The 24,935-nt window shown below is 63.8% G+C and carries 28 protein-coding genes, 1 tRNA gene and 1 pseudogene; 15 read left to right on the forward strand and 15 right to left on the reverse strand.

The genetic code is table 11. The features are described from left to right. Positions 1–10 precede the first annotated feature (10 nt). Positions 11–226, forward strand: coding sequence for a TOBE domain-containing protein (locus tag U5A58_RS29065; RefSeq protein WP_028204871.1), 216 nt, complete (start codon positions 11–13; stop codon positions 224–226). Positions 227–311: 85 nt separating this feature from the next. Continuing rightward, a complete protein-coding gene (locus tag U5A58_RS29070; protein ID WP_321914280.1) occupies positions 312–560 on the forward strand; it encodes a DUF6566 family protein in 249 nt (82 codons plus the stop codon). Here the strand turns inward: U5A58_RS29070 and U5A58_RS29075 are convergent. The 4 genes from U5A58_RS29075 to U5A58_RS29090 form a co-directional block, all read right to left on the reverse strand. Continuing rightward, positions 557–1,483 carry a DnaJ C-terminal domain-containing protein gene (locus U5A58_RS29075; RefSeq protein WP_321963987.1) on the reverse strand — a complete coding sequence of 309 codons (927 nt, stop codon included), beginning with the start codon at positions 1,481–1,483 and terminating at the stop codon, positions 557–559. The genes U5A58_RS29070 and U5A58_RS29075 overlap by 4 nt on opposite strands. 370 nt (positions 1,484–1,853) lie before the next feature. After that, the gene (locus U5A58_RS29080) at positions 1,854–2,525 is read right to left on the reverse strand and encodes a SagB/ThcOx family dehydrogenase (RefSeq protein WP_321963988.1); all 672 of its coding nucleotides are present in this window, start codon (positions 2,523–2,525) and stop codon (positions 1,854–1,856) included. 207 nt (positions 2,526–2,732) lie between these two features. Continuing rightward, positions 2,733–2,927 carry a hypothetical protein gene (locus U5A58_RS29085; protein ID WP_321963990.1) on the reverse strand — a complete coding sequence of 65 codons (195 nt, stop codon included), beginning with the start codon at positions 2,925–2,927 and terminating at the stop codon, positions 2,733–2,735. 429 nt (positions 2,928–3,356) lie between these two features. After that, positions 3,357–3,500, reverse strand: a complete 144-nt coding sequence (locus tag U5A58_RS29090) for a hypothetical protein (RefSeq protein WP_321963991.1) — start codon at positions 3,498–3,500, stop codon at positions 3,357–3,359. A 20-nt stretch (positions 3,501–3,520) separates the two neighbouring features. Between U5A58_RS29090 and U5A58_RS29095 the strand changes: the two are divergent. After that, a pseudogene (locus U5A58_RS29095) lies at positions 3,521–3,715 on the forward strand (hypothetical protein); the annotation flags it as partial. A gap of 368 nt (positions 3,716–4,083) precedes the next feature. Here U5A58_RS29095 and U5A58_RS29100 read toward each other — a convergent pair. Together U5A58_RS29100 and dusA are read right to left on the reverse strand one after the other, a co-directional pair. Beyond that, positions 4,084–4,159 (reverse strand) — tRNA-His (locus U5A58_RS29100). An 89-nt stretch (positions 4,160–4,248) separates the two neighbouring features. After that, positions 4,249–5,250: a tRNA dihydrouridine(20/20a) synthase DusA gene (gene dusA / locus U5A58_RS29105; protein WP_321963992.1), complete on the reverse strand. Its 1,002-nt coding sequence runs from the start codon at positions 5,248–5,250 to the stop codon at positions 4,249–4,251. A gap of 417 nt (positions 5,251–5,667) precedes the next feature. Here dusA and U5A58_RS29110 point away from each other — a divergent pair, with 417 nt between their 5' ends. Further along, the gene (locus U5A58_RS29110) at positions 5,668–5,940 is read left to right on the forward strand and encodes a hypothetical protein (protein ID WP_028204875.1); all 273 of its coding nucleotides are present in this window, start codon (positions 5,668–5,670) and stop codon (positions 5,938–5,940) included. Positions 5,941–6,050: 110 nt separating this feature from the next. Here U5A58_RS29110 and U5A58_RS29115 read toward each other — a convergent pair whose 3' ends face one another. After that, entirely contained in the window at positions 6,051–6,173 is a 123-nt protein-coding gene (locus tag U5A58_RS29115) for a hypothetical protein (protein WP_321963993.1), read from the reverse strand. Between the two features lie 76 nt (positions 6,174–6,249). Between U5A58_RS29115 and U5A58_RS29120 the strand changes: the two genes are divergently transcribed. From U5A58_RS29120 to U5A58_RS29130, 3 genes are all read left to right on the forward strand, one after another. Further along, positions 6,250–7,302, forward strand: coding sequence for an NADP(H)-dependent aldo-keto reductase (locus tag U5A58_RS29120; RefSeq protein ID WP_321963995.1), 1,053 nt, complete (start codon positions 6,250–6,252; stop codon positions 7,300–7,302). 195 nt (positions 7,303–7,497) lie between these two features. Beyond that, positions 7,498–8,559 carry a permease gene (locus U5A58_RS29125; RefSeq protein WP_321963997.1) on the forward strand — a complete coding sequence of 354 codons (1,062 nt, stop codon included), beginning with the start codon at positions 7,498–7,500 and terminating at the stop codon, positions 8,557–8,559. A gap of 104 nt (positions 8,560–8,663) precedes the next feature. After that, on the forward strand, positions 8,664–9,086 hold the full coding sequence (locus U5A58_RS29130) for a hypothetical protein (protein ID WP_321914289.1): 423 nt from the start codon (positions 8,664–8,666) through the stop codon (positions 9,084–9,086). Positions 9,087–9,131: 45 nt separating this feature from the next. On the opposite strand, the gene U5A58_RS29135 is transcribed toward U5A58_RS29130, so the two are convergent. Both U5A58_RS29135 and nodI read right to left on the reverse strand, forming a co-directional pair. Continuing rightward, the gene (locus U5A58_RS29135) at positions 9,132–9,968 is read right to left on the reverse strand and encodes an ABC transporter permease (protein WP_415774055.1); all 837 of its coding nucleotides are present in this window, start codon (positions 9,966–9,968) and stop codon (positions 9,132–9,134) included. Positions 9,969–10,010: 42 nt separating this feature from the next. Beyond that, the gene (gene nodI / locus U5A58_RS29140; protein ID WP_321963998.1) at positions 10,011–10,925 is read right to left on the reverse strand and encodes a nodulation factor ABC transporter ATP-binding protein NodI; all 915 of its coding nucleotides are present in this window, start codon (positions 10,923–10,925) and stop codon (positions 10,011–10,013) included. Positions 10,926–11,257: 332 nt separating this feature from the next. Between nodI and U5A58_RS29145 the strand changes: the two genes are divergently transcribed. Continuing rightward, on the forward strand, positions 11,258–11,728 hold the full coding sequence (locus U5A58_RS29145) for a universal stress protein (protein WP_069267551.1): 471 nt from the start codon (positions 11,258–11,260) through the stop codon (positions 11,726–11,728). 81 nt (positions 11,729–11,809) lie between these two features. Here U5A58_RS29145 and U5A58_RS29150 read toward each other — a convergent pair whose 3' ends face one another. From U5A58_RS29150 to lexA, 3 genes are all read right to left on the reverse strand, one after another. After that, positions 11,810–12,481, reverse strand: a complete 672-nt coding sequence (locus U5A58_RS29150; RefSeq protein WP_321964020.1) for a DUF2939 domain-containing protein — start codon at positions 12,479–12,481, stop codon at positions 11,810–11,812. A gap of 129 nt (positions 12,482–12,610) precedes the next feature. Beyond that, complete coding sequence (locus U5A58_RS29155; protein ID WP_321914292.1) at positions 12,611–12,988, reverse strand: hypothetical protein; 378 nt, start codon at positions 12,986–12,988, stop codon at positions 12,611–12,613. Between the two features lie 54 nt (positions 12,989–13,042). Next, positions 13,043–13,693 (reverse strand): transcriptional repressor LexA, encoded by a 651-nt coding sequence (gene lexA, locus U5A58_RS29160; protein ID WP_158757930.1) that lies wholly within the window; start codon positions 13,691–13,693, stop codon positions 13,043–13,045. A 302-nt stretch (positions 13,694–13,995) separates the two neighbouring features. Here lexA and U5A58_RS29165 point away from each other — a divergent pair, with 302 nt between their 5' ends. The 7 genes from U5A58_RS29165 (at position 13,996) to U5A58_RS29195 (ending at position 20,926) form a co-directional block, all read left to right on the forward strand. After that, a complete protein-coding gene (locus U5A58_RS29165; protein WP_321948732.1) occupies positions 13,996–15,045 on the forward strand; it encodes a sulfate ABC transporter substrate-binding protein in 1,050 nt (349 codons plus the stop codon). A gap of 142 nt (positions 15,046–15,187) precedes the next feature. Continuing rightward, positions 15,188–16,087 (forward strand): sulfate ABC transporter permease subunit CysT, encoded by a 900-nt coding sequence (gene cysT, locus U5A58_RS29170; protein WP_321963999.1) that lies wholly within the window; start codon positions 15,188–15,190, stop codon positions 16,085–16,087. Further along, positions 16,084–17,064 carry a sulfate ABC transporter permease subunit CysW gene (cysW, locus tag U5A58_RS29175; RefSeq protein WP_321914295.1) on the forward strand — a complete coding sequence of 327 codons (981 nt, stop codon included), beginning with the start codon at positions 16,084–16,086 and terminating at the stop codon, positions 17,062–17,064. Before cysT ends, cysW begins: the two co-directional genes overlap by 4 nt. A gap of 2 nt (positions 17,065–17,066) precedes the next feature. After that, positions 17,067–18,122 carry a sulfate ABC transporter ATP-binding protein gene (locus U5A58_RS29180; RefSeq protein WP_321914296.1) on the forward strand — a complete coding sequence of 352 codons (1,056 nt, stop codon included), beginning with the start codon at positions 17,067–17,069 and terminating at the stop codon, positions 18,120–18,122. A 126-nt stretch (positions 18,123–18,248) separates the two neighbouring features. Beyond that, entirely contained in the window at positions 18,249–19,175 is a 927-nt protein-coding gene (locus tag U5A58_RS29185; RefSeq protein WP_321914297.1) for a CysB family HTH-type transcriptional regulator, read from the forward strand. Between the two features lie 50 nt (positions 19,176–19,225). Next, complete coding sequence (locus tag U5A58_RS29190) at positions 19,226–20,254, forward strand: asparaginase (RefSeq protein ID WP_321964000.1); 1,029 nt, start codon at positions 19,226–19,228, stop codon at positions 20,252–20,254. Positions 20,255–20,437: 183 nt separating this feature from the next. Next, on the forward strand, positions 20,438–20,926 hold the full coding sequence (locus tag U5A58_RS29195) for a RidA family protein (protein WP_321914299.1): 489 nt from the start codon (positions 20,438–20,440) through the stop codon (positions 20,924–20,926). Between the two features lie 299 nt (positions 20,927–21,225). Here U5A58_RS29195 and U5A58_RS29200 read toward each other — a convergent pair whose 3' ends face one another. The 3 genes from U5A58_RS29200 to gcl form a co-directional block, all read right to left on the reverse strand. Next, the gene (locus tag U5A58_RS29200) at positions 21,226–22,131 is read right to left on the reverse strand and encodes a 2-hydroxy-3-oxopropionate reductase (protein ID WP_321964002.1); all 906 of its coding nucleotides are present in this window, start codon (positions 22,129–22,131) and stop codon (positions 21,226–21,228) included. 57 nt (positions 22,132–22,188) lie between these two features. Beyond that, a complete protein-coding gene (hyi, locus tag U5A58_RS29205; protein WP_321964003.1) occupies positions 22,189–22,986 on the reverse strand; it encodes a hydroxypyruvate isomerase in 798 nt (265 codons plus the stop codon). 112 nt (positions 22,987–23,098) lie between these two features. Then, on the reverse strand, positions 23,099–24,883 hold the full coding sequence (gcl, locus tag U5A58_RS29210; protein ID WP_321964004.1) for a glyoxylate carboligase: 1,785 nt from the start codon (positions 24,881–24,883) through the stop codon (positions 23,099–23,101). Positions 24,884–24,935 lie beyond the last annotated feature (52 nt).

Below are 24,935 nucleotides of genomic sequence, written 5' to 3' on the forward strand. Positions count from 1 at the left end.
AGCCTAACTTATGAGCATTACCGCCATCAACGTGCGCAACCAGTTTCGCGGCAAGATCAAGGAGATCATTCGCGGGCCCGTCGTCTCGGAAGTCGATGTCGACACGGCGTTCGGCATCGTGACCTCGGTGATTACCACGCGCTCGATCGACGAACTCGAGTTGAAAGTGGGATCGGAAGTGGTCGCGCTGGTGAAGTCCACGGAGGTGTCGATCGCGCGCCTGTGAAGCGGATCGCGCGTCGGGCCCGCCTGCGAGTCGCACAGGGGCGAAGTGCTAGCATGAACCGTCAGCAGAAGACGGAGAGGCGATCATGGAGCCGAAGGGCAACGACATGGGCGACTACCAGGAGCGCTACAAGGACTACGACATTGAAGTCGCGGTCGAGCAGGTGCTCACGGGCGTGAAGGCGCACTTTCGCGTGCTGAAGGGCGATACGGTTGTAGAGGACTGGCAGCTCGTGCATATCACGCGACTCTGGTCCACCGAGCACGCGGCGGCCCAGGCGGGCTTCGACGCCGCGCGCGCATGGATCGATGCGCGCGGCGCGCAAGCTGGCTAGCGTTTGCCTTGCGAGCCCAAGGCCGGCGACTGGCTGGCCCGGCGCTCGGCAGCGGCGAACATGTCGCGGAGTTGCTGGCGCTCGGCGCCGCTCAGATGTGCTGCGGCGGCCGGTATGGTGAGCACCAGGTGCAGCGTGAGGGCGCCGCGCGTGCCGTTGCGGTCCGCGAGCCCCTGGCCGGGCAGACGGATTGCCGTGCGCGCATTTGCGTTTGCTGGAATCTTCACCTCGAACGTGCGGCCGAGGACCTTCGCCTGGAGGCCGCCGCCCAGCATGGCAGTCACGAAGTCGATCTGCAGGTCGCAGGCAAGGTCGAGCCCGTTGCGCGTGAAGCCCGGGGCGCAAACGATGGAAACGGAAAACGTGGCGTCTCCGGGCGGCCCGCCATTCACGCCGGGATGGCCGCCGCCCGGCACCACCAGACGCTGACCGTCCCATGCTCCGCGAGGAATCTCGACGGCTTGCGACTTGCGCCAAGTTCTCACGCCTGTGCCGTGACATTGCTCGCAAAGCGCGCCGCGATCTTCCTGCTCACACGTCGGACAGGGACCTTTGACAGGGTAGTGGGCTTGAACGCCGCCGCCGTCGAGTGCGACTTCGAGCGGCACGAATAGCTCGACGAGACAGTTCGCGCCGCGCATGGGCGGCGTCGCACGGCGGTGTCGCGGCGATGCTTCTCCGGTGCGGGTTTTGCTGGCCGGGTTTGCGGCGCCAGTTGTCCTGTCTGTTGGCGCGACGCGCCTACCGCTCAGAATCTCGAAGGCTTCCTGAATGAGCTTGAACACCGGCTCGACCGTCGCCTCGCGTCCCTTGTTGCGGTCGGGGTGGTACTTCGCGCGCAAATGACGGTACGCGCGCTTGATTTCCGCCGGCGACGCAGTCTCCGGCAGCTGCAGCCGCCTGTAATATTCCTCGAAGCTCAAGGGCGTTCCCGGGTGTCTCTCGTGCACAGACGCAAAAAAGCCCGCAACCAGTGCGGGCTCATTTGTTCACTGCTGAATTCTTTGGGGGGCTGATGGGACTCGAACCCACGACAACAGGAATCAGAATCGAGTCGCCGAACAGCCAATTCAGGTTAAAAATCCAAGCCCTAGGATTTCAATTTCGGAATATATCGCACTTTGTCGACCCAACACTGGCGCGCGTTTGCAGCGACGTGTTCCGAAAATTCCGATGTATTTTAGCCGCCATAGTAGACGTAGCGCCAGCGCTACAGCTTCGAGAAAAGCTGCGGAAGCGGTCCGATGCGCAGCTCAGCGTGACGCCTTGCTGTACTGGCGTCTTTCGCTGCGTTCAGGCGGGAGGGCCTACCGGGATGAGATATACGACAGTCTGGCCAGCAGGCAGGGCGAGCGCTTGCGCGGCTTTATGCCCGTCGACGGACCCAACGGGCACGGCGGCAAGCTTAAGAACCGCGGCCTGAAGCAGCATGTTCTGGACGGCATGCGCGGCCTCTTGCCGGGAGTAGGGAAGGTCCCGGGCGCCGTACCGCTGGGAAAGCCGACTGGGGTCGGCGGCCACCGCGATGACGAGCGGCGCTGCCCCGACAGACGCTTGCCCGAGTGCAACGGCTTTCAACTTGGGTCGCAGGTCGGGCGTGGCTCGCGTCTCGGCCCGGTGGCCCTGTGGCAGGTAGTGCATGACTTCAGTGGCGCTCACCGCGTAGAGTTCGAGCGCGTACAAAGCGCCTGCCGAAGGCGACGCACGCTTGCCGTCTGGGCTGGTGATGCCCTGTCCAGCCCACAGCAACTGGCCGATCGTCTCGACTGGCAACGGGTCTGTGCCGAAGGTGCGCACGGATCTGCGTCGCGAAATGGCTTCTTCCAGGGAAACGGTGCCCGCGAAGGTGGGCTTGGGCAGTGCGATCTCATTGGTGTATTTCGCCTGGCTCGCCTGCGCGTGGCGGGTTGCCCCCTCAACGAGCGCGCCCGCGGCTAGCAGAGCCAAAAGTTCACGGCGGTGCATGGTGCCTCCACGAGAGAATGAACAGACTCGTTGGCGTACCGCACAACCGGATGAAAATCTGAAAGCAGAGGTGCCGCTGCAAGGCGAGTCACGAATTTTGGCTTGGCGCTGAGCAGCTCCGCCAATGAGTTGACCAGCTTTGTCTCTTTCTGTGCGGGACAAGTCGACATTTCGTCAGACGAGGTGAAGCATAGCCGCCGTGAAAGCCTAATCCAAGGTTTGCTTATCTCGCGCCAGCCACCGCAGTGACGGATCGTGGAAGGAGCATTCATTGACCCGCGCGGCCGTTGCGATGTGCTCGACGTGCACCATCGCGTCCGTTTCGTTCTCCAGCGCATAGATGAGCGGCTCCCGATTGTTGGGGCAATGGCTCACGAACTGGAGTCGATAGATGTTGGTCATGTGCATCTTGCGTTAGTGCTGGGGCGCCGTAGGGATACGAGGATGAATTGAACGCTGACTCTAGGTTTCGGGTGCGGAATTGTTGCGGGTCTGTGATTAACTCCTTCCGGATTTCACTCGAAAAACAGGCACGGCAAGCGATGTCGGCCGAATAGTCAGAAGAATCTTTGCCAATGGCCGGGGACAGACAATGGATACAAGGGATGAGGTGGGAGCCGCCCACGAGGCGTGGGTGATCGCCCGCGAAAAGGTTGCTAGAGAACTCCCGCGCTTGATCCTTGAATTTCCAGACGACGATTTGATACGCGCTCTGATTGCTGAGGAAGTCGCTGCGCATAGAGACTTCCTTGTCATTCGCGCTAGCGTGGCATGCCCGTAGCATGTGGCCGCCATGCAGCCGGCCCACTGCGCTGCGCCGAGCACGCGCGCTCACCGTCCATGCGGACGGCCAAGGGCAGCGAGCAGGTGAGTCGCGATCACGAGCACGACGCTGACGGCGATCCACCACACGCGTTCGGCGAGCAGGCCGCCACGCTGCCCGCCCGCCGTGACAGACAGACACGCTGCAGTCACGGTGTAGCAATGTCGGCGACGGACCTTCCGGTGCCGCCGGCGTGGGCGATGGAAGCGCCGCCGTCGCAGACCTTGACCCAGTGGTTGCCGAACGCGTTTCCCGGGTCGCTGGAGACGACCAGCACGAAATAGACAAGATGAGGGTGCTGCAGGCGTATGTGTGCGCGGTTCGAGCAAAAACGCCGGGATGCGCTGTCGCGTCGACAGCTCGGTAACGCCCGGGCAGCCTGCGCCTGAAGAAAAGAGGCCGCCGATTTCGAGAATGCGGCGGCCTTAAGCTTTGTCTTCCAGCTTGGGAGGTGCTGGAGGTTGCGGGGTCTGGACGCAACCTGAATGTAAGGTATCAGTAATATTGCGCAGCGTCTATAGCTCGAGAATTATCTTCGCTGTAACACAGCTAAGCACTCAGGTGCGCGGCTGTTCTCAGCTCGCGAAGTTCGGGGGCATCTTCTCCGCGATTGGCGGGCTCGAATTCACAAGCGCAAAAGCAAAAAAGCCCGCATAAAGCGGGCTTCATTTTGCATCGCATCTTCCAGAGATTCTGTTTTCCGCGCTGCGAGCACTTATCAGTGCTTGAATTCTTTGGGGTGGCTGATGGGACTCGAACCCACGACAACAGGAATCACAATCCTGGACTCTACCAACTGAGCTACAGCCACCGCTGTTTTTCTCAATCAGCGCTGCTTTGTAAGCGGCGTCAATCAAGAAGCAAGATTATATACACACCAAAGCGGGCTTGCCTAGCCCTTTATTCAAGAATTTCATCCGCAACGCGCAGATATTCTCGCGCCTCGTCGAAGATCGCGAGATCCGCCTTCGCGAGCTTGCGGTTGTCCGAGAGGATACGGCGCCATCCGCGCGCGCCGGCCACGCCGCGATAGAGACCCAGCGCATGGCGCACGATCGCGCCGAGGTAAGTGCCGCGCGCGATCTCGCTTGCGCAGTACTCGATGAGCTTCGCTTCCACTTCCTCGCGCGTGAGCGCGGCTTCGGTTGCGCCATAGAAGCGCGTATCGACGTCGGCGAGCACATAGGGGTTGTGATAAGCCTCGCGGCCGAGCATCACGCCATCGACATGCTGTAAGTGCTGCTCGACTTCGTCGAGCGTTTTGATGCCGCCGTTGATGATGATTTCGAGCTGCGGGAAGTCGCGCTTGAGCTGGTACGCGTAGTCGTACTTGAGCGGCGGGATCTCTCGATTTTCCTTCGGGCTCAAGCCCTTCAGAATCGCGTTGCGCGCGTGGACGATGAAAACGTCGCAGCCCGCTTCGGCAATCGTGCCGACAAAGTCGCGCACGAACGCATAGTCCTCGACCGCATCCACGCCAATGCGGTGCTTGACCGTCACGGGTACGGAGACGACGTCGCGCATCGCCTTCACGCAGTCCGCCACGAGTCGCGGTTCGTTCATCAGGCACGCGCCGAATGCGCCGCGCTGCACGCGCTCGGACGGGCAGCCGCAGTTCAGGTTGATTTCGTCGTAACCCCACTGTTCGCCGAGCTTCGCCGCGCGCGCGAGGTCGTCGGGTTCGCTGCCGCCTAACTGAAGCGCGACCGGCGCTTCGGCCGGCGTGAACGCGAGATGGCGCGGCACGTCGCCGTGGAGAAGGGCGCCCGTCGTCACCATCTCCGTATACAGCCACGTGTGCCGGGAGATGAAGCGATGCAGCGAGCGGCAGTGGCGATCGGTCCAGTCCATCATCGGCGCGACGGAAACGCGGCGGGGGCTGGCTTGACGGTTGGCAGACATGGCGATGGGAAACCGGTGCGTAACGGCTGGCGTGGATCAACCTTGCATTTTAACGCATATGGGTTTGGCTCTTCGTACCCTTTGCGCACTGCGCCAATTTGCCAAATCCCCATGCAGGAAGCGCGCCCGATGGCCATTTCCGGCCGAAAAACCCTACTCGAGTTATGTAATCCCCAGGAAATTTGCTGCGTCGCGCAAATTTTTTTGAGCGTGTTTTTAGGGTCTGTTCGTCGCTCAGCCTTGTCAGAATTGCCTGACGCGATTGTTGTGGAATGGAGAATAGTAAATTCGGATTATCGCGATTATTTTCTGATAGTAGGTGTATACACTGAGTTTCGTTGACGCAGCTCGTGGGCACTGACCTCCCAGGCGCGGCGCCTTCCCGATCCGCAATTGAACCTGATATTGGAGTCCACCATGAAGACCAAACTCATCGCAGCGCTGCTGGTCGCAGCTACCGCTTCTGTTGCCGCTCCGGCGTTCGCCAGCGGCTATGGTCCGGCACCGTTCTACCGCCCGGACGTTGGCGCGCCGGCTTCGCAGCGTGGCCAGAGCGTTCAGACCGTGGCCGCCGAGCGCGTCCAGGAACAAGGCGCCCAAACGGCATACGGCGGCGTTGCCGGTTCGGCTTCGCAGTCGGGCAGCCACGCGAAGGCCACGGGCCCGCAATCGGTCTTCTTCGGCCAGTAAGCCGCACTGAAGTTGTCGGGCCGCTCGCCAGTCGGGCGGCCTGAAGAAGCCGGATGTCGTTTCGACGTCCGGCTTTTTGCTTTTCAGGCCCGCGATTTCTCAGGTGACGCTCAGGACGCGCCGCGAACGCGCTGGTCGATGGCCACGCGAATCCGGTCGAAGGCCGCGTCGAAGGCGTTGTCGTGGGTCGGGAAGCGGCCGGTCGCTGCGCATTCAGTGGATTCTGGCCGCATTCAGCATTCCCTGAAAAAATTCTCGCGGCGTGATAGCGTCAGCGTTTCCCCAACCGAACTGACGGACAACGTTTCCATGGAATACCGCACACTCGGCGATACCGACGTCAAGGTGAGCCTGATCGGGCTCGGCACGATGACGTGGGGCGAGCAGAACACGGAGCGCGAGGCGCACGAACAGATCGACTACGCGCTCGACCAGGGCGTCACGCTGATCGACGCCGCTGAGATGTACCCCGTGCCGCCGCGCCCGGAGACGCAAGGGCAGACCGAGCGTTTCATCGGGACATGGCTCGCGCAGCATCGCGCGGCGCGAGAGCGCATCGTGCTCGCCACCAAGATTGCGGGCCCGGCTCGCCAGCCGCACAATCCGCAGCACATTCGCGGGCCGCAGAACCAGTTCGACCGCAAGAATCTGACCGAAGCGCTCGAAGGCAGCCTGAAGCGCCTGCAGACCGATTACGTCGATCTGTATCAGCTGCACTGGCCCGACCGCAGCACGATGACGTTCGGCCGCAACATGTATCCGTATCTCGACGACGCGTACACGGTGCCGATCGAGGAAACGCTCAGCGTGCTCGCCGATTTCGTGAAGGCCGGGAAGGTCCGCCATATCGGCGTGTCGAACGAAACGCCGTGGGGTGTTGCGCAGTTCCTGCGCGCCTCCGAAAAGCTGGGGCTGCCGCGCATCGTCAGCATTCAGAATCCGTATAGCCTGCTCAATCGCACGTTCGAAAGCGGCCTGTCCGAATTCGCACATCGTGAAGGCGTGGGCCTGCTCGCGTATTCGCCGCTCGCGTTTGGCTGGCTGTCGGGCAAGTACGAGGGCGGGGCGCGTCCGGAAGGCGCGCGCATCACGCGGTTCGAACGTTTCAAGCGATACAGCAAGCCGGAATCGGTGGCCGCGACCACGCGCTACGTGGAACTCGCCAGGGCGCACGGCTATACGCCCGCGCAGTTCGCGCTCGCTTTCGTCAACAGCCGGCCGTTCCTCACCAGCAATCTGATCGGCGCGACCTCGCTCGAGCAGTTGAAGGAAAACATCGCCAGCGCCGACGTCAAGCTCACGCCCGAATTGCTCGCGCAGATCGACGTGCTGCACGAGCAGCAGCCTAATCCTGCCCCTTAAGAGGAGCAGCAGGGCGCAGCGCGGTCCCTTCCGGGCCACGCTGCGCTGCGCCGCGTTAGCGGCTAACGCGGCAAAGTCGTTGGCGATTCGCAAGGCATACACTACGATCCAGCATGCGCTGGTTGGGGCACCATCACGCTTCGTGTGACGGCGCCCCGACCGGCCGTCCATACGCTCAAGCCCGGAGAATTCAAAATGACGAGCGCACGTCCAGCGCAATCACCTCCGTCCTATGGCTGGCCCATTTTTATTTTGCTGGCGGTGGCCGGTCTCTTCTACGTGAAGTGGTTCCCGTACTATCACCGCGCATTCACCGCCGAGGAAACACACTCCATCGGCAAATCGATCCTGATGGGCGGCGCGTCCACAGCCCCTGATCCCTCGTTCTCCGCCGCGCTCGATTACGCCTTCGCTTATGGCAAGGCGATCTGGCAGGCCATGGTGCTCGGTCTGCTGCTCGGCTCCGGCGTGCAGGCGCTCCTGCCCGTGCAATGGGTCGCGCGCGTGCTCGGCCGGCGCGGCTTTGGCAGCGTGGCGGCGGGCGGCCTGCTCGCGGTGCCCGGCATGATGTGCACCTGCTGCGCCGCGCCCGTGGTCGTGGGCCTGCGCGCACGCAATGCGTCGGCAGGCGGCGCGATTGCATTCTGGCTCGGCAACTCCGTGCTCAACCCCGCCACGCTCGTGTTCATGGGCTTCGTGCTCGGCTGGCAATGGAGCGCGCTGCGCCTCGCGCTGGGCCTGTTGATGGTGTTCGGCCTTGGCTGGGTTTGCAACCGGCTCGTCACGCCCGAGGAGTCGCGTGCCGCCGAAGACCGCCTGGCGCTTCTCACGGAGCAACAGGCGCAAGGCGGCAACGTCTTCGTGCGCTGGGCGCGCATCTTCGCGCGCATGGCCGTGCGACTCGTGCCGGAGTACATCGTGCTCGTGCTGCTGCTCGGCGCCGCGCGTGCCTGGCTCTTTCCGCATATCGGCCCGGAAGTGACGAGCAGCCTTGGCTGGATCGTCACGTTTGCCGTGGTCGGCATGCTGTTCGTGATCCCCACGGCCGGCGAAGTCCCCATCATTCAGGCGATGCTCGCGCTCGGCATGGGCGTAGGGCCCGCGGGCGCGCTTCTGATGACGCTGCCGCCCGTGAGCGTGCCGTCGTTCGCGATGCTGGCGGGCTCGTTCCGGCCGCGCATGCTCGTCGTCGTGGGCACGACGGTGGTGTTCTTCGGCATCGTCGCGGGGCTCGCGGCGGTCACCCTCGGCTTCTAGGGACGTCGCGACGAGGCAGTCGCCATGCGTTCAGCGTTGGCATTCTTGTAATACGCGGGCGGTTCGCCGTCCGCCACGGAGCGGGCCTCGGCCCGAAAACCAGCATGGCAAAGCAAAAAACCAATCCGAAACTCGAGCAGGCGCTCACGCGCGGCGACCTCGCCATCCGCCAGGCCAATTCGGCCCGCGCCACCGCAGTGCTGCGCGCGCTCGGCAAGATGATCGTCGAGGCTTCGGCCACCATCGGCGTCGAAGCGGACACCTCGATTCCCGACGGCGATCGCATTTACGACCCGGCCGACGGTCTGTGGCCGCAGTCGCTGCTGGTTTCGCTCGATGGCCCGGTGGAGGAGTCGGACCCGGAAGAGATCCGCACGGTGCGTTTGCTTGCCCAGACCCAATCGACGATGTTTCGCGTGGAATGGCATCGCGCCGACGGCAAGATCGGCCGCCAGGAAGGCGGCCCGTTCGCAACGGTCGCGTTTATTTCGGACGTCGATATTCCCTGGGGAGACGACGAGGACTGAGTGCCTCGCGATGCCTTAGCGTGCCTTAATGTGCTTAAACGTCCTTCAACGCATCATGCGCCGGCGAAACAGCACCGAAGCGATCGCGAACGGCACCACCACGTAAATCGCGAGCACGAGCAGGTGCAGTCCGGCCTGCTCGACAGGCCGGTCGAGCATGGCGGGGCGGATCAACGCGACGGCGTGCGCGAGCGGCAGCATCAGCGTGATGTGCTGCGCGGCCGCGGGCAACTGTGCGATCGGGAAGAACACGCCCGAGAGCAGCAGCATGGGCGTGAGCACGAGCGTTTGATAGAACATGAAGAAGTCGTAGGACGGCGCGAGCGCGGTGACGATCATCGCGCAACTCGCGAACGCGAGGCCCGCAAGCGCGATCACGGGCAGCGCGAGCAGCATGGAAGGAAAACTCGCGTAGCCGAGCAAACCGGCCACCACCATGATCGCCGCGCCCGAGAGCATCGACTTGCTCGCGGCCCACATGACTTCGCCTAGCACGACGTCGCCAAGCGTGAGCGGCGTGTGCATGATCGCCTCCCACGTGCGCTGCACGTGCATGCGCGAGAAGCCCGAGTACATTGACTCGAAGCTCGCCGACATCATGACCGAGGACGACACCGTCCCCGCCGCGAGAAACGCGATGTACGAGACGCCGTCGACGTGCCCCACCATCAGCCCAAGCCCGAAGCCGAGACCGAAGAGATAGATCATCGGGTCGGCGAGATTGCCGAACATCGACGCAAGGGCGAGCTTGCGCCAGACCAGATAATTGCGCCGCCACACGGCGATCCAGTGCGTGGCGTTCGAAGGCAGCGCGGCGCGCGGCTCGCGCATGGGCGCCTGGGTGGGGCGCGAGGGCGTCGGGTTGTTGGTGCGTGTCTGCATGGTGTCCTTGGCGATTCGTATGCCGCCGTCAATCCTGGCGCATTAATCCTGCATCTCGCGGCCTGTGAGCCGCAGGAACACGTCTTCGAGATTCGCGGGCCGGTGCAGGTAGCGTAGATCGGAGCGGTGGCGCAGCTTCGCATGCACGGGCGCGGGGTCGTCGACATAGCAGAATAGCGTCTCGCCGCTGATCTCCGTGCGCTTCGCATCGGCTGCAAGCTCGTCGCGCAGCGAGACCGGGTCCGGGCCGTACACCTCGATCACATCGCAGCCGATCTCCGATTCGATCAGCGCCTTGGGCGCACCCTCGGCGATCTTGCGGCCCTCCTCGATCACGCAGACGCGATTGCAAAGTCGTTCGGCCTCCTCCATGAAATGCGTGGTGAGGAGAATCGTCTTGCCGCGCGCGAGCAGCGAGCGCAGCCGCTCCCAGATCAAATGCCGCGCCTGCGGGTCGAGGCCTGTCGTGGGCTCGTCCATCACGAGCACGTCGGGGTCGTTCACGAGCGCGCGCGCCAGTGTGAGACGACGGCGCATGCCGCCCGAAAGCTCACCTACGCGCGCATCGGCCTTGCTTTCGAGGCGCGCGAATTCGAGCAGTGGCGCGACGAGGTCACGCGTTTCACGCGCGGACAAGCCGAAGTAACGGCCGAACACGAGCAAGTTCTCGCGCACGGTGAAGTCGGGGTCGAGATTGTCGAACTGCGGCACGACACCCACGCGCTGGCGGGCGTGACGCGCGCGCGCGGGCACCGGCTCGCCACACAGGCTGATGCGACCCGCATCGGGCGAGACGATGCCGAGCAGCATGCGCAGCGTCGTGGTTTTCCCGGCGCCATTGGGGCCGAGCAGCCCGAAGCACTCACCGGGGAGGACGTTGAACGACAGGCCGTTGACGACCGTCCTGTCTCCGTAATGTTTGATGACCTGCTCGAATTCGATGGCGGGTGCGGGCATGGACCAGTTGAACGTGAGTCGAACGGGCGTCGCGCGAGGCGCACGCAAAGCGAACGCAAAAGCAAACGAACAATCGCGCGAAACAAGGCGGCCCATTTTAGTGCATTGCTGCGTGGCGGGTTGGGCGGCGCTTCCAGGCCGTGCGACGTGGCACGAGGCGATTGCATGTCGCGGCAAGCATCAGGCCATGCACAAGAGGTGTGCGTTGCCTAAGACGTATCTGGCGGTTTTCGATGCCCACCTGGCGTTTTCCAGCCCTTGCGTGTGGAATTGCGGCGCACCATCATGAGAATCGCACAGCCTGCAAATCACGCGGGCGGGGAGAAGCGATCATGGCGAGCTACAAAAAAATTCTGCTCTGTTACGACGGCTCGCGCGAAGGCCGCAAGGCACTGCGTTGCGGCGCCGACCTTGCGCTCGATCTGCAGGCGGAAACGCATCTGCTCTCGGTTGTCGACATGCGCTCGACGATCGCGCAGAGCGCGGGCCTGCTGACCGATGTGGCCTGCGGCCGCTTCGAGGAAACGGCGCGCGAAATCCTTCAGGAAGGCGTGGACTGGCTAACCGAGCGTGGCGTGCGCGCCCAGGGGCACTTCGCGTTCGGGCATCCGATCGACGAAATCGCAAATCTGGCCAACGAACTGAATGCCGACCTCGTGGTGGTGGGTCACCGCTGCCGCACGGGGCTTTCGCGCTGGTGGATGGGCGCGGGCAATACGCCGCTGCTCGACCGCGTGTCGTGCAGCATTCTCGTGGCGTGTTCGTCGGCGGCTGAGGAAAAACAGCAGCAAGCCGCCGCTTAGTTGATCGAGCGGGATCAAGCGGGAACAAGCGGGCCGGTTCGCACAGAACCGGCCTGTTTCCGCTTTCGCTTCCAATCTGTCTCAGTTCGAGACGTTTCCTTCGTCTAGCTCGACCGCTGCGAGCTTCCACGAGAAGAGCCCGTGACGCTGCAGGATGGCGGCATAGTGCTCGCCCGTATTGCCGCGCTCCCACGTGAGCGCGAATTCATTGAGGCCGCGATAGCCGGCCGTGGTGACCGGCCGAGCCTCGGGCGCGGGATTGCCCGACGCCGCTGGGGGCGATGACGGCGCCGATTCTGCCGATTGCGCGGATTCTGCCGATTGCTCGCCGGACTCCGCCGGCGGCGGCGCGTGCGGCCGGTCGCCAGGCTTGCCCGTCGGCGGCATGCCGCTCAGCAGGGCGGCCACGCCTTCCGGCGTTGCGTAGGCATCCACGAGCGGACTGATCAGTGCCGCACCAATCACGGCGCCAAGGATGAGCAGCGGATTGCTGCTGTGTTGCCCTTCGACGCGCCGATGCAGCATCTCGCCAACCTGCTGCTTGAGGCTCAGGCGCAGCGCCGGGTAGTCGACGTACTCGTTGAGCGTGGCGGCGTCGCGAGCGTCGGCGGCGGCTTTCATGTGTTTCACCGCGATATAGGGCGACGCATACGCGTAGCCAAGCGCGCCAACAACCATGGCGAGCGCAACGGCGATCGCTACGGGCTTCTTCCAGCCTTGGGATTTACGTGGGGTTGAGGGAGATTCCGTCATCGGCATAGGGCTAATCGTTCAAACAGGGTGTTGACCGCAAACCCGGTCAAACGATCCCGACCGTAACCTCTTCTCACATTTGAGCCGCGTATTGGCGAATTCGCGGCGTAATTCGCGCTCGATTCGACCTTACTTCGCCAGCGCTGCAGGCAGGTCGCTGTGCTGCTCCGCGATGCAGCGGTCGATCGCACGGCAGACCGCGTCAACCGTGCCGACGAGAATGAGCCGCGACTGACCTTGATAGACCCGCACCGGCGCGCGGCGCATGGGCTGCTCGGTGTTGAGCGTGCTGTTGAGCGACACGCGCGCAAACGCCGGCTGGGCCGAGGGCAGCGCCGGCAGGTCGGCCGTGCTGGCGGCCACCATCTCTGGCGAGTCTTCGAAGAGCGAGCCGCTCAGTGCGGCGGCCGAGTCGCGCACCTCGCGCACCGCGCAAGAGGCGATTCCACGGAGGTGGCGAAGACGGCCGAATTGACGGAAGGGCAGCAAGCGGGCAAGGCGTTCCATGACTCTCTCCAGGTAGTGCGTAAACTCAGCGCACAACGCGCGCAGACGGATTGCTTAGAATTCTGTGGGGCGGATCAGGCCAACCGCGATGCCTTCCAGCGCGAATTCCGCGCTGCCAGCCTCGACAAAAATATTGTCGTAATCGGGGTTCTCGGCGATCAGTTCGAGCCCGTTCGAACGGCGCTTCAGCCGCTTCACGGTGACGTCGTCGCCAAGGCGCGCCACGATGATCTGCCCGTCTTTCGCTTCGGCCTTCTTCTGCACGGCGAGCAGGTCGCCGTCGAGAATGCCGGCGTCGCGCATGGAAAGGCCGCGCACTTTCAGCAGATAGTCAGGGCGGCTCGAGAACAGTGCCGGGTCGCACATGTAGTTCTGCGAGATGTGTTCCTGCGCGAGGATAGGGCTACCCGCTGCGACGCGGCCAACGAGCGGCAGTGAGAGCTGCATGATGCTCGGGTGCGGGAGCGTGAACTGGTGCGGCAGGTCGTCGGGCCCCGGCATGAGGCGGATGCCGCGCGAGGCGCCCGCAGCCAGTTCGATCACGCCCTTGCGCGCCAGCGCGCGCAGATGCTCCTCCGCGGAGTTGGCCGAGCTGAAGCCGAGTTCGGCCGCGATCTCGGCGCGCGTGGGCGGGAAGCCCGTGCGTTCGATCGCCCGGCGAACCAGATCGAAAACCTGCTGCTGTCGTGCGGTGAGTTTGGTCATGGCGCCACTGTATGTTTGAACAGGTAACTGTATTTTTATACAGTACTCGCCACTTTTCAAGTGTTACTTGAAGTTCGTCAACTGAGCGTTGCTATCAGGCCGTTTTCCCGCGTTTGTGCGGACGAAACCGCGCTCCAGCAGCGACTTCCTCTGTCCTTACCACTTTTGCGTATTAAAAAATGAGAAAACATCATTTTTAATAATGTAAGCGGATCGCTAGACTGGCCTCCATCGTTAGCTGCAATTCGCAGATGCGCACGGATGAGCGCGAACGAGCACACACGAAAACGGAGAACAGATAGATGGGCACGACACATACGGGGCGCGCAGGCTGGCTGAAATCACTGGCGGCAAAACTGGTTATCGGCGTTGCGCCGCTCGTCGCAGTTGCGGCGATGGCGCCCGTGGCCGCTCACGCGGACACGTCGCTGCTCAACGTCTCCTACGATCCGACGCGCGAGCTGTACCAGGACATTAACGAGGCCTTCATCAAGCAGTGGAAGGCGAAGACGGGCGAAACGCTCACCATCAAGCAGTCGCACGGCGGCTCGGGTGCGCAGGCGCGCTCGGTGCTCGACGGCCTGCAGGCCGACGTCGTGACGCTGGCGCTCGCATGGGACATCGACGCGCTCGCCAACAAGGGCATCGTTGCGAAGGACTGGCAAAAGCGTCTGCCCGACAACGCCTCGCCGTACACGTCGACGATCGTGTTTCTCGTGCGCAAGGGCAACCCCAAGCACATCAAGGACTGGGACGATCTGACGAAGCCGGGCGTGTCGATCGTCACGCCGAATCCGAAGACCTCGGGCGGCGCGCGCTGGAACTATCTCGCGGCGTGGGCCTATGCGCTGCACCAGCCGGGCGGCAACGAGCAGAAGGCCAAGGACTTCGTCTCGAAGCTCTACAAGAACGCGGGCGTGCTCGACTCGGGCGCGCGAGGCGCGACGACGAGCTTCGTGCAGCGCGGTATCGGCGATGTGCTGATCGCATGGGAGAACGAAGCATTCCTTTCGCTCAAGGAATTCGGCCCGGACAAGTTCGAGATCGTGGTTCCCTCGGTGAGCATTCTGGCTGAGCCGCCGGTTGCGGTGGTGGACAAGGTCGTCGAAAAGAAGGGCACGCGTAAGGAGGCCGAGGCCTACCTGCAGTTCCTCTATAGCGAAGAGGGCCAGGAGATCGCCGCGAAGAACTTCTACCGTCCGCGTTCGGACAAGGTCCCGGCGGCGCTCACGGCGAAGTTTCCGAAGCTCAAGCTCTACACGGTCGACGACACGTTCGGCGGCTGGACCAACGCGCAGAAGACGCATTTCGCAGATGGCGGCGTGTTCGATTCGATCTACCAGCCGCAGTAAGTCACGCAACACCGCTGTACCGCAGTACCGGTTGGCAGTCGATCACGACGCGACCGCATAACAAAGAAGCGCGCCCACGGGCGCGCTTTTCGGCGCCGCCGGCGAACCCGGCAAGCGCGCAACCCATGTCTGGACGATGAGCATGACAACGTTTCGATTGCGCAAGCCCAGTGCGCTGCCGGGCTTCGGCGTGACGCTCGGCATCACGGTGGCTTACCTGAGCCTCGTGGTGCTCATTCCGCTTGCCGCCACCTTCCTCAAGACGGCGACGCTCGACTGGAGCCAGTTCGTGCGCGCCGTGTGGTCGCCGCGTGTGATCGCTTCGTACCGGCTCACGTTCACGGCTGCGCTCGGCGGGGCGCTCATCAACGCGGTGTTCGGCTTCCTGCTCGCGTGGGTGCTCGTGCGCTATCCATTCCCGTTCAAACGCGTGATCGATGCGCTCGTCGATCTGCCGTTCGCGCTGCCGACTTCCGTCGCGGGCATTTCGCTCGCCGCCGTGTACGCGGGCAATGGCTGGATTGGCCAGTTCCTGGAACCGCTCGGTCTGAAGATCGCGTTCACGCCGCTTGGCGTGCTCGTCGCGCTGACCTTCATCGGCTTGCCGTTCGTCGTGCGCACGGTGCAGCCGGTGCTCGAAGACTTCGAGCGCGAGCAGGAGGAGGCCGCCGCGTGCCTTGGCGCTTCGCGCTGGCTCACGTTCCGCCGCGTCGTGCTGCCCGCGGTGCTGCCGGCGCTGCTCACCGGCTTCGCGCTCTCGTTCGCGCGCGCGCTGGGCGAGTATGGCTCGGTCATCTTCATCGCCGGCAACGTGCCGATGAAGTCGGAGATCACGTCGCTTCTCATCATCACGAAGCTCGAACAATACGACTACGCCGGCGCGACCGCGCTTGCCGTGATGATGCTCTGCGTTTCGTTCGTCATGCTGCTTCTCATCAACTCGCTGCAGTGGTATTTGCAACGCCGGACGAGCCGGGGCGTTTCGGCCGGCAGCGCGCCGACTGCCGTGGTGGGCGCAACCGTCGCGGGAGGTGCGCAATGAGCACGCTGCCGCAACAACGAAGCACGCGCCGGCCGGATCCGGTCACCGAAGCGCCGTGGGTGCGCTGGCTCCTGACCGGCATCGCGCTCGCGTTTCTCGCGCTCTTTCTCGTGGTGCCGCTTGTCGCCGTGTTCTGGCAGGCGCTTTCGAAGGGCATTGGCTTCTACTTCACGTCGCTCGTCGACCCCGACGCACTCTCCGCGATCAAGCTCACGCTGATCACCGCGGCGATCGCGGTGCCGCTGAATCTGGCCTTCGGTCTCGCGGCTTCGTGGGCGATCGCGAAGTTCGAGTTTCGCGGCAAGGCGCTGCTCACCACGCTGATCGACCTGCCGTTTTCGGTCTCGCCCGTGATCTCGGGTCTCATCTATGTGCTGCTGTTCGGCGCTCAGGGGTGGCTCGGGCCGTGGCTCGAAGACCATAACGTGCAGATCATCTTCGCGGTGCCGGGCATCGTGCTCGCCACGATCTTCGTGACGTTCCCGTTCGTCGCGCGCGAGCTGATTCCGCTGATGCAGGCGCAAGGCAACGATGAAGAAGAGGCCGCGCACGTGCTGGGCGCCTCGGGCTGGCAGATGTTCCGCCGCGTGACGCTGCCCAACATTCGCTGGGGCTTGCTGTACGGCGTGATTCTTTGCAACGCGCGCGCGATGGGCGAGTTCGGTGCGGTTTCGGTGGTGTCGGGCCATATTCGCGGCCAGACCGATACGATGCCGCTGCACGTCGAGATCCTTTACAACGAGTACAACTTCGCGGCGGCCTTTGCCGTGGCATCGCTGCTCGCGTTGCTCGCGCTCGTCACGCTCGGCCTGAAGCTGCTCGCGGAGCGCCGTCTCTCGGCGCAACTGCGCAGCGCCGATGACATTCCCGCCTACGCAGGCCCGCAGCCGGTGGCCGCACAACCCGTTTCACAACATGCGACAGATCACGCAACGGCGCGCGCCGTGCGCCAACCGATTCAAGTAGGGGAGCAGTAACCATGGGCATCACCGTCAGCAATCTGCACAAGCGCTTCGGCGACTTCACCGCCCTCGACAACGTCTCGCTCGACTTTCCGCCGGGCGAACTGGTTGCGCTGCTCGGACCGTCCGGTTGTGGCAAGACCACGCTGCTGCGCGTGATCGCGGGCCTCGAATACGCCGACGCGGGCCAGGTCGTGCTGCAAGGCCAGGACGTGGGCGAAGTGGGCGCGCGTGAGCGCCAGGTGGGCTTCGTGTTCCAGCATTACGCGCTGTTCCGCCATATGACGGTATTCGAGAACGTGGCGTTCGGCCTGCGCGTGAAGCCGCGCGGCGAGCGGCCCTCGGAGGCCGTGATCCGCGAAAAGGTCCATGAGCTGCTCAAGCTCGTGCAGCTCGACTGGCTTGCCCAGCGTTACCCGTCCGAACTGTCGGGCGGCCAGCGTCAGCGCATCGCGCTCGCGCGCGCGCTCGCCGTGGAGCCGAAGGTGCTGCTGCTCGACGAGCCGTTCGGCGCGCTCGACGCCAAGGTGCGCAAGGAATTGCGCTCATGGCTGCGCCGCCTGCACGATGACCTGCACATCTCGACGATCTTCGTTACGCACGACCAGGAAGAAGCGCTCGAAGTGGCCGATCGCATCGTGGTGATGAATCATGGGCATGTGGAGCAGGTGGGCAGCCCGCAGGACGTCTATGATCATCCGCAGACAGCTTTCGTCTACGAGTTTCTCGGCGCCGCTAACCGGCTGCGCGGCAGCGTGGATGCACGCGGCTTCGTGGCCGAAGGCGCGGCGCAGCCGATCTCGGTGCACGCGAGCTTCGAAGGCCCGGCGCTCGCTTACGTGCGTCCGCACGACCTCGTGCTGCACCGCGAAGCGAGCGAGCATCGCGACGGCATTGTCGTCGACGTGCGCCGGGTGGTGACGCTGGGCGGCTCGGTGCGCGTGGAGCTGGAAAGCCGCACCGGAGGCGCGCTCGAAGCCGAACTCGACCGCGAGTCGTGGCGCGCGCTCGGGCTGACGGTGGGCCAGGGCGTGACGGCGGTGCCGCGCGGGCTGCGCGTTTTCCCGGCTTAGATTCCCGGCTTAAACTCGCGGCTTAAATCGCGGCTTAAATCGCGGCTTAAATCGCGGCGCAATGCGCGTTACAGTGCTCACATCGACAAAAACGAACAATCGGTCAGCAGTCCCGGAGAGAAGACCATGAATTTTCAGCAGTTGCGTTTCGTGCGCGAAGCCGTGCGGCAGAACATGAACCTGACCGAAGTGGCGAACGTGCTGTACACGTCGCAGTCGGGCGTCTCCAAGCAGATCAAGGATCTCGAAGACGAACTCGGCGTGGACATCTTCATTCGCCGCGGCAAGCGCTTGACGGGCCTCACGGAGCCGGGCAAGGCGGTGCATCAACTGATCGAGCGCATGCTGCTCGACGCCGAGAACCTGCGCCGCGTGGCGCGCCAGTTCGCCGACCAGGACAGCGGTCACCTCGTGGTCGCGACGACGCACACGCAGGCGCGTTACGCGCTGCCGAAGGTCGTGCACCAGTTCCGCGAAGTATTTCCGAAAGTCCACCTCGCGCTGCGCCAGGGCAATCCGCAGCAGATCGCGCAGATGATCATCAACGGCGAGGCCGACATCGGCATCTCGACCGAGGCGCTCGACCGCTTCCCCGATATCGTCACGTTCCCGTGCTACTCGTGGCATCACGTGGTGGTCGTGCCGAAGACGCATCCGCTCGTGGGCCGCGAAAACCTCACGCTCGAAGACGTGGCCGAATACCCGATCATTACCTACGACCAGGACTTCACGGGCCGCTCGCATATCGACCAGGCGTTCGCGAAAGCGGGCGTGGTGCCCGACGTGGTGCTGACCGCCATCGACGCGGACGTGATCAAGACTTATGTCGAGCTCGGCATGGGTGTAGGCATCGTCGCGGCAATGGCCTACGACCCGAAGCGCGACAGCGAACTCGTCGCGCTCGACACGGAGCATCTGTTCGAAGCGAGCACGACGCGAGTGGGCCTGCGTAAGGGCGCGTTCCTGCGCCAGTATGCGTACCGGCTCATCGAAATGTTCGCGCCGCAACTCACAGAACAGCAGATCGCGAGCCAGTTGCGTGAGGCAACCTGAAAAGCGGGCTGATTTTCTCGGCGGGCAGCGGATCGCTTAAAATCGCCGCCATGACTACATCCACTTCCTCTTCCGCGGCGGCGCCCAAGGCGCTGCCGCGTATCGCCGTGCTCGCCACGGGCGGTACGATCGCGGGCTCCGCTGCCGACGCGGCGAACACGGCGGGCTACCAGGCCGGCGTGATCGGCGTCGCGCAGTTGCTGGCAGCCGTGCCGGGCCTCGACGCCATCGCGCAGATCCACGCCGAGCAGATCGCGAGCATCGACAGCAAGGACATGTCGCTCGCGCTGTGGTCCACGCTCGTGCAGCGCGTGAACGAACTGCTGGCCAGCGACGAGATCGACGGCGTCGTGATCACGCACGGCACGGACACGCTCGAAGAAACCGCATATCTGCTGCATCTCACGGTGAAGAGTGCGAAGCCGTGCATCTTGACGGCGGCCATGCGGCCCGCCACGGCGCTTTCCGCCGACGGCCCGCTCAATCTGCTGAACGCTGTCACGCTCGCGGCGAGCGAGGCGGCGGCGGGGCAGGGTGTGCTGGTGGCGTTCAACAACCGCATTCATTGCGCACGCGACGTCGCGAAGGTCAGCACCTACGCGGTGGATGCGTTCCAGTCGCCGGAAATCGGTGCGCTGGGCTGGGTGCAGGATGGGCGCGTGGAGTTCCAGCGCCGCGCGCTGCGCCCGCATACGGTCGATGCGCCGTTCACGGCGTCGGCGCCATGGCCGATGGTCGAGATCGTGACGAGCTACGCGGGTGTGTCGCGTGCAGCGGTCGAAGCGCTCGTGGCCGCTGGTGTGGATGGGCTCGTCGTGGCCGGCACCGGCAATGGCTCGATTCACGGCGGGTTGCAGCAGTCGTTGGCCGAAGCGGCCGCGAAGGGTGTGGCCGTCGTGCGCGCTTCGCGCGTCGGCTCGGGTCACGTGATGCACAACGGCGCGGCGAAGGACGACGCGCTTGGCTTCGTTTCTTCGGGCACGCTTAGCCCGTACAAGGCGCGTGTGCTGTTGCTGCTCGCACTCGCTGCTGGCATGACCGACACGGCGGGGCTGCAGGACGCGTTCGACACGTACTGAGCCAGGCAGTGCAAAATGAAAAACAGGCCTTGCGGATCCGTTCGCAAGGCCTGTTGCGTTTCTGGCCGTGCTTGCGTGTGATCGCGCTTGCTGCAGCGCAGGCGGGCATGTGTCCCGAAGGCATCGCCTGAAGGAATACCCCTGCGCTGTATGATCGCAGTCTGAGACAAGGGGGAAAGCAACGTGACGACCAGAGACGAAAGGCTGCAACAGTTAGCGATTGAGCTGGGTTTTGACCTGAACGAACCCATCAAGGCGGGAGGAAAGTACATCCCCGTGCTGGTTGACGAGAATGTCGCTTACATTGCAGGTCAACTTCCCCGGATTGGGGACGTGGTTCGCTTTGTTGGCATTGTTGGTGAATCAATCTCACTCGATGAAGCCCGCCAGGCAGCCGCGACGTCCACCGTTCGAGCGCTGGCTCTCGCCAGGGGCGCTTTGGGTTCGCTGGACGCGATATCGGCGGTTCCACGGATTACCGTATTCGTCCGCAGCGCTGCTGACTTCACGCTGCAAAGCGAAGTAGCCGATGGAGCATCCGATGCGTTGTATTCGGTCTTGGGAGAGGTGGGCGTGCACACGCGGACTTCGGTCGGTGTTTTGCAATTGCCCAAGGGTGCAGCGGTTGAAATCGATTTCGTTTTCAAGGTGAAATCGCTTACTCGCTCTTGAGAAGGGAAGGGCGAAGCGAAGTCAACGCAAAAACGGGCATCCGACACGCGGACACCCGATGACGACGTCTGACCGACCAAGGCTTCCCCGCCGTCACCGGGCGCCGCTTTCGGACCCCACTGGCCGCCCTCAGCCCAGAGCGGCACCGATTTGCCTCGCGTCGGTTGCCGCCGCCGCGAAGCGCCCCACGGGAGGCTCGTGCGCTGTAGTCATTGCGCGCGAGCCGATGTGCGTGATCCGGTTCTGCGGTCGGTTCGCGCATTACGTCGCGCGAACCGCCGTCCTGCAACCGCTGAAACTCAAGCCACCTTCACTTGCGCTTGCGGTTCGGCGATCTCGAAGTTCGCCATGATTTCGAGCGCGCGAATCATTGCCGAGTGATCCCACGCCTTGCCGCCGTTCGCGGCGCACACGCTGAAGAGTTGCTGTGCGCTCGCGGTGTGCGGCAGTGCGATACCCAGCTTGCGTGCGCCGTCGAGCGCGAGGTTCAGGTCCTTCTGGTGCAATTCGATACGGAAGCCCGGATTGAACGTGCGCTTGGTCATGCGTTCGCCGTGCACTTCGAGAATGCGCGACGAAGCGAAGCCGCCCATGAGGGCCTTGCGCACGCGCTCAGGGTCGGCGCCCGAACGTGCTGCGAACAGCAGGGCTTCGGCCACCGCTTCGATGTTCAGCGCGACGATGATCTGGTTCGCGACCTTCGTGGTCTGGCCCGCGCCGTTGTCGCCGACCAGCGAGATGTTCTTGCCCATCAGCTCGAACAGGGGCTTGGCGGAATTGAAAGCCTTTTCCGGGCCGCCGACCATGATCGAGAGCGTGGCTTCGCGTGCGCCGACTTCGCCGCCCGAAACCGGTGCGTCGAGATAGTCGCAGCCGAGCGCGTTGATCTGCTTGGCGAACTGTTGCGTTTCGAGCGGCGAGATCGAGCTCATGTCGATCACGAGCTTGCCAGCCGAGAGACCCTTGGCGACGCCGTCGTCGGCGAACAGCACGTTGGCGACATCAGGCGTGTCCGGCACCATCACGATGACGATGTCCGACACCTTCGCGACAGCCGTCGAATCGGCGACGACTTCGGTTTGCGTGCGCAGGTCGTCGGGTACCGGGTACTTGCCGTTCACGGCGAGCGTGTGACCGCCCTTGATGAGGTTGCGCGCCATGTGCGCGCCCATGATCCCGAGTCCGATAAAGCCAATCTTTGCCATCTTGTGTGTCTCCGTTAAAGCGAATGCGTGAATGTGCGTCGTGGCGGGCGACCGCGCTCAGGCCAGTTCGGCGGTGCGCTGCTTTGCGCTGCGCAGCCAGCTGAGGCCTTCGACAGTCGTCGTGCGCGGCTTGTACTCGCAGCCGATGTGACCTTCGTAGCCGAGCGTGTCGAGCAGATCGAACAGGAACGGGTAGTTGATTTCGCCCGTGCCGGGTTCGTTGCGGCCAGGATTGTCCGCGAGCTGGATGTGGGCGATCTTCGCGAAGTGCTTCTTGATCGTCGCGGCGAGTTCGCCTTCCATGCGCTGCATGTGATAGATGTCGTACTGCAGGAACAGGTTGTCCGAGCCGGTCTTTTCGATCACGTCGAGCGCTTCGGCAGAGCGGTTCAGCGCGAAGCCGGGAATGTCGTACCCGTTGCACGGCTCGACCAGCAGGCGGATGCCTTCGCGCTTCAGCTCGCCAGCGGCAAAGCGAAGGTTATCGACGATCGTGGCAAGCGCCGTCTCGCGATCGACGCCAGCCGTCGGAATGCCGACGAGGCAGTTGAGCTGCGGCACCTTCAGCGCCTTCGCGTACTCGATCGCGCGGCCGACACCTTCCTGGAACTCGCCACGGCGATCGGGCAGGCAGGCAATGCCGCGCTCGCCCGCTTCCCAGTTGCCGGCGGGCAGATTGTGAAGTACGAGCTTCAGTCCGTTGCCTTCGAGGCGCTCGGCCAGTTCGGTGGCCTTGTACGGATACGGGAACAGGAACTCCACGGCGTCGAAGCCCGCTTGTGCTGCCGCGGCAAAGCGGTCGAGGAAGGGCACTTCGTTGAACAGCATGGTGAGGTTCGCGGCGAATTTTGGCATGGTGCGGGGTCTCGCTGGTCGGTCAATAAAGGAAGTCACGCGGGAAGTCGCGCTGGCAGCGCGCCGATGCCGTGCGCGCTGCCGGTGCTGCAGTGATGCGTGGTCGATGCGCTCAGTCGAGGGCGCTCAGCGCGCTGATGGCAGTCGGCGCGTGCTCGGGCTTTTCGGCCAGTTCTTCGAACTCGTTGATCGCGTCGATTTCGGTGCCCATCGAGATGTTGGTCACACGCTCGAGAATCACTTCGACGACGACCGGCACGCTGTGTTCGGCGGCGAGCGCCTGAGCCTGTTTGAGCGCCGGTGCGATCTCTTCCGGCTTGAACACGCGCAGCGCCTTGCAGCCGAGGCCTTCGGCAACCGTGACGTGATCGACGCCGTAGCCGTTCACCTCAGGCGCGTTGATGTTCTCGAACGCGAGCTGCACGCAGAAGTCCATGTCGAACGCGCGCTGCGCCTGGCGAATCAGGCCGAGATACGAGTTGTTCACGACCACGTGCACGTACGGCAGCTTGAACTGTGCGCCCACGGCCAGCTCTTCGACCATGAACTGGAAGTCGTAGTCGCCCGAGAGCGCCACGATCGGACGCGTCGGATCGGCTGCGCGCACGCCGAGCGCCGCGGGAATCGTCCAGCCGAGCGGGCCCGCCTGGCCGCAGTTGATCCAGTTGCGCGCCTTGTACACGTGCAGGAACTGCGCGCCTGCGATCTGCGACAGGCCGATGGTGCTCACGTAGCAGGTGTCGCGGCCAAACGCCTTGTTCATTTCTTCGTACACGCGTTGCGGCTTGATCGGCGTGTTCTCGAAGTGCGTCTTGCGCAGCATCGTGCGCTTGCGCTGCTGGCAGTCGGCCACCCACGCGCTGCGGTCCTTCAACTTGCCCGCGGCCTTCCACTCCTGTGCGATCTCGACGAAGAGTTCGAGCGCGGCCTTCGCGTCCGACACGATGCCGAGATCCGGGCCGAACACGCGGCCGATCTGCGTCGGTTCGATATCGACGTGCACGAACTTGCGGCCCTTCGTGTAGACCTCGACGCTGCCCGTATGGCGGTTCGCCCAGCGGTTGCCGATGCCGAGCACGAAGTCGGAGGCGAGCATCGTGGCATTGCCGTAGCGATGCGAAGTCTGCAGGCCGACCATGCCGGCCATGAGCGGGTGGTCGTCGGCAATTGCGCCCCACGACATGAGCGTCGGGATGACGGGCACGCCCACGGTCTCGGCAAACTGAACGAGCAGATCTTCGGCTGCTGCGTTGAGCACGCCGCCGCCGGAGACGATCAACGGCTTTTCGCTGGCGTTGAGCAGTTCGAGTGCGGCTTCGATCTGTTTGCGCGTGGCTTTCGGCTTGTAGACCGGCAGCGGCTCGTAGGTGTCGATGTCGAATTCGATTTCGGCGAGCTGCACGTCGATCGGCAGATCGACCAGCACCGGACCCGGACGGCCCGAGCGCATCAGATGGAACGCCTGCTGGAACACGCGCGGCACGAGCGCCGGCTCGCGCACGGTAACGGCCCACTTTGTCACAGGCTTGGCGATCGACTCGATGTCGACAGCCTGGAAGTCTTCCTTGTAGAGGCGGGCGCGCGGCGCCTGGCCCGTGATCGCAAGGATCGGAATCGAATCGGCCTGGGCCGAGTAGAGGCCCGTGATCATGTCGGTGCCCGCGGGGCCCGAGGTGCCGATGCACACGCCGATGTTGCCGGGCGTGGCCCGCGTATAGCCTTCGGCCATGTGCGAGGCGCCCTCGACGTGGCGCGCCAGCACGTGCGTGATGCCGCCGGCCTTTTTCATTGCCGAATAGAACGGATTGATGGCTGCGCCCGGCACGCCGAAAGCGGTATCGATGCCTTCTTTTTCGAGCACCAGAACAGCGGCGTCGACGGCTCTCATTTTGGCCATGATTGTCTCCTGAATGTCTCGTATGCGAGGAATGGCTAAGCGTTGAGGTCCA

Origin of the sequence: Paraburkholderia sp. J7, from assembly GCF_905220155.1 — a bacterium.
In the GTDB taxonomy this organism is placed as follows: Bacteria; Pseudomonadota; Gammaproteobacteria; order Burkholderiales; family Burkholderiaceae; genus Paraburkholderia.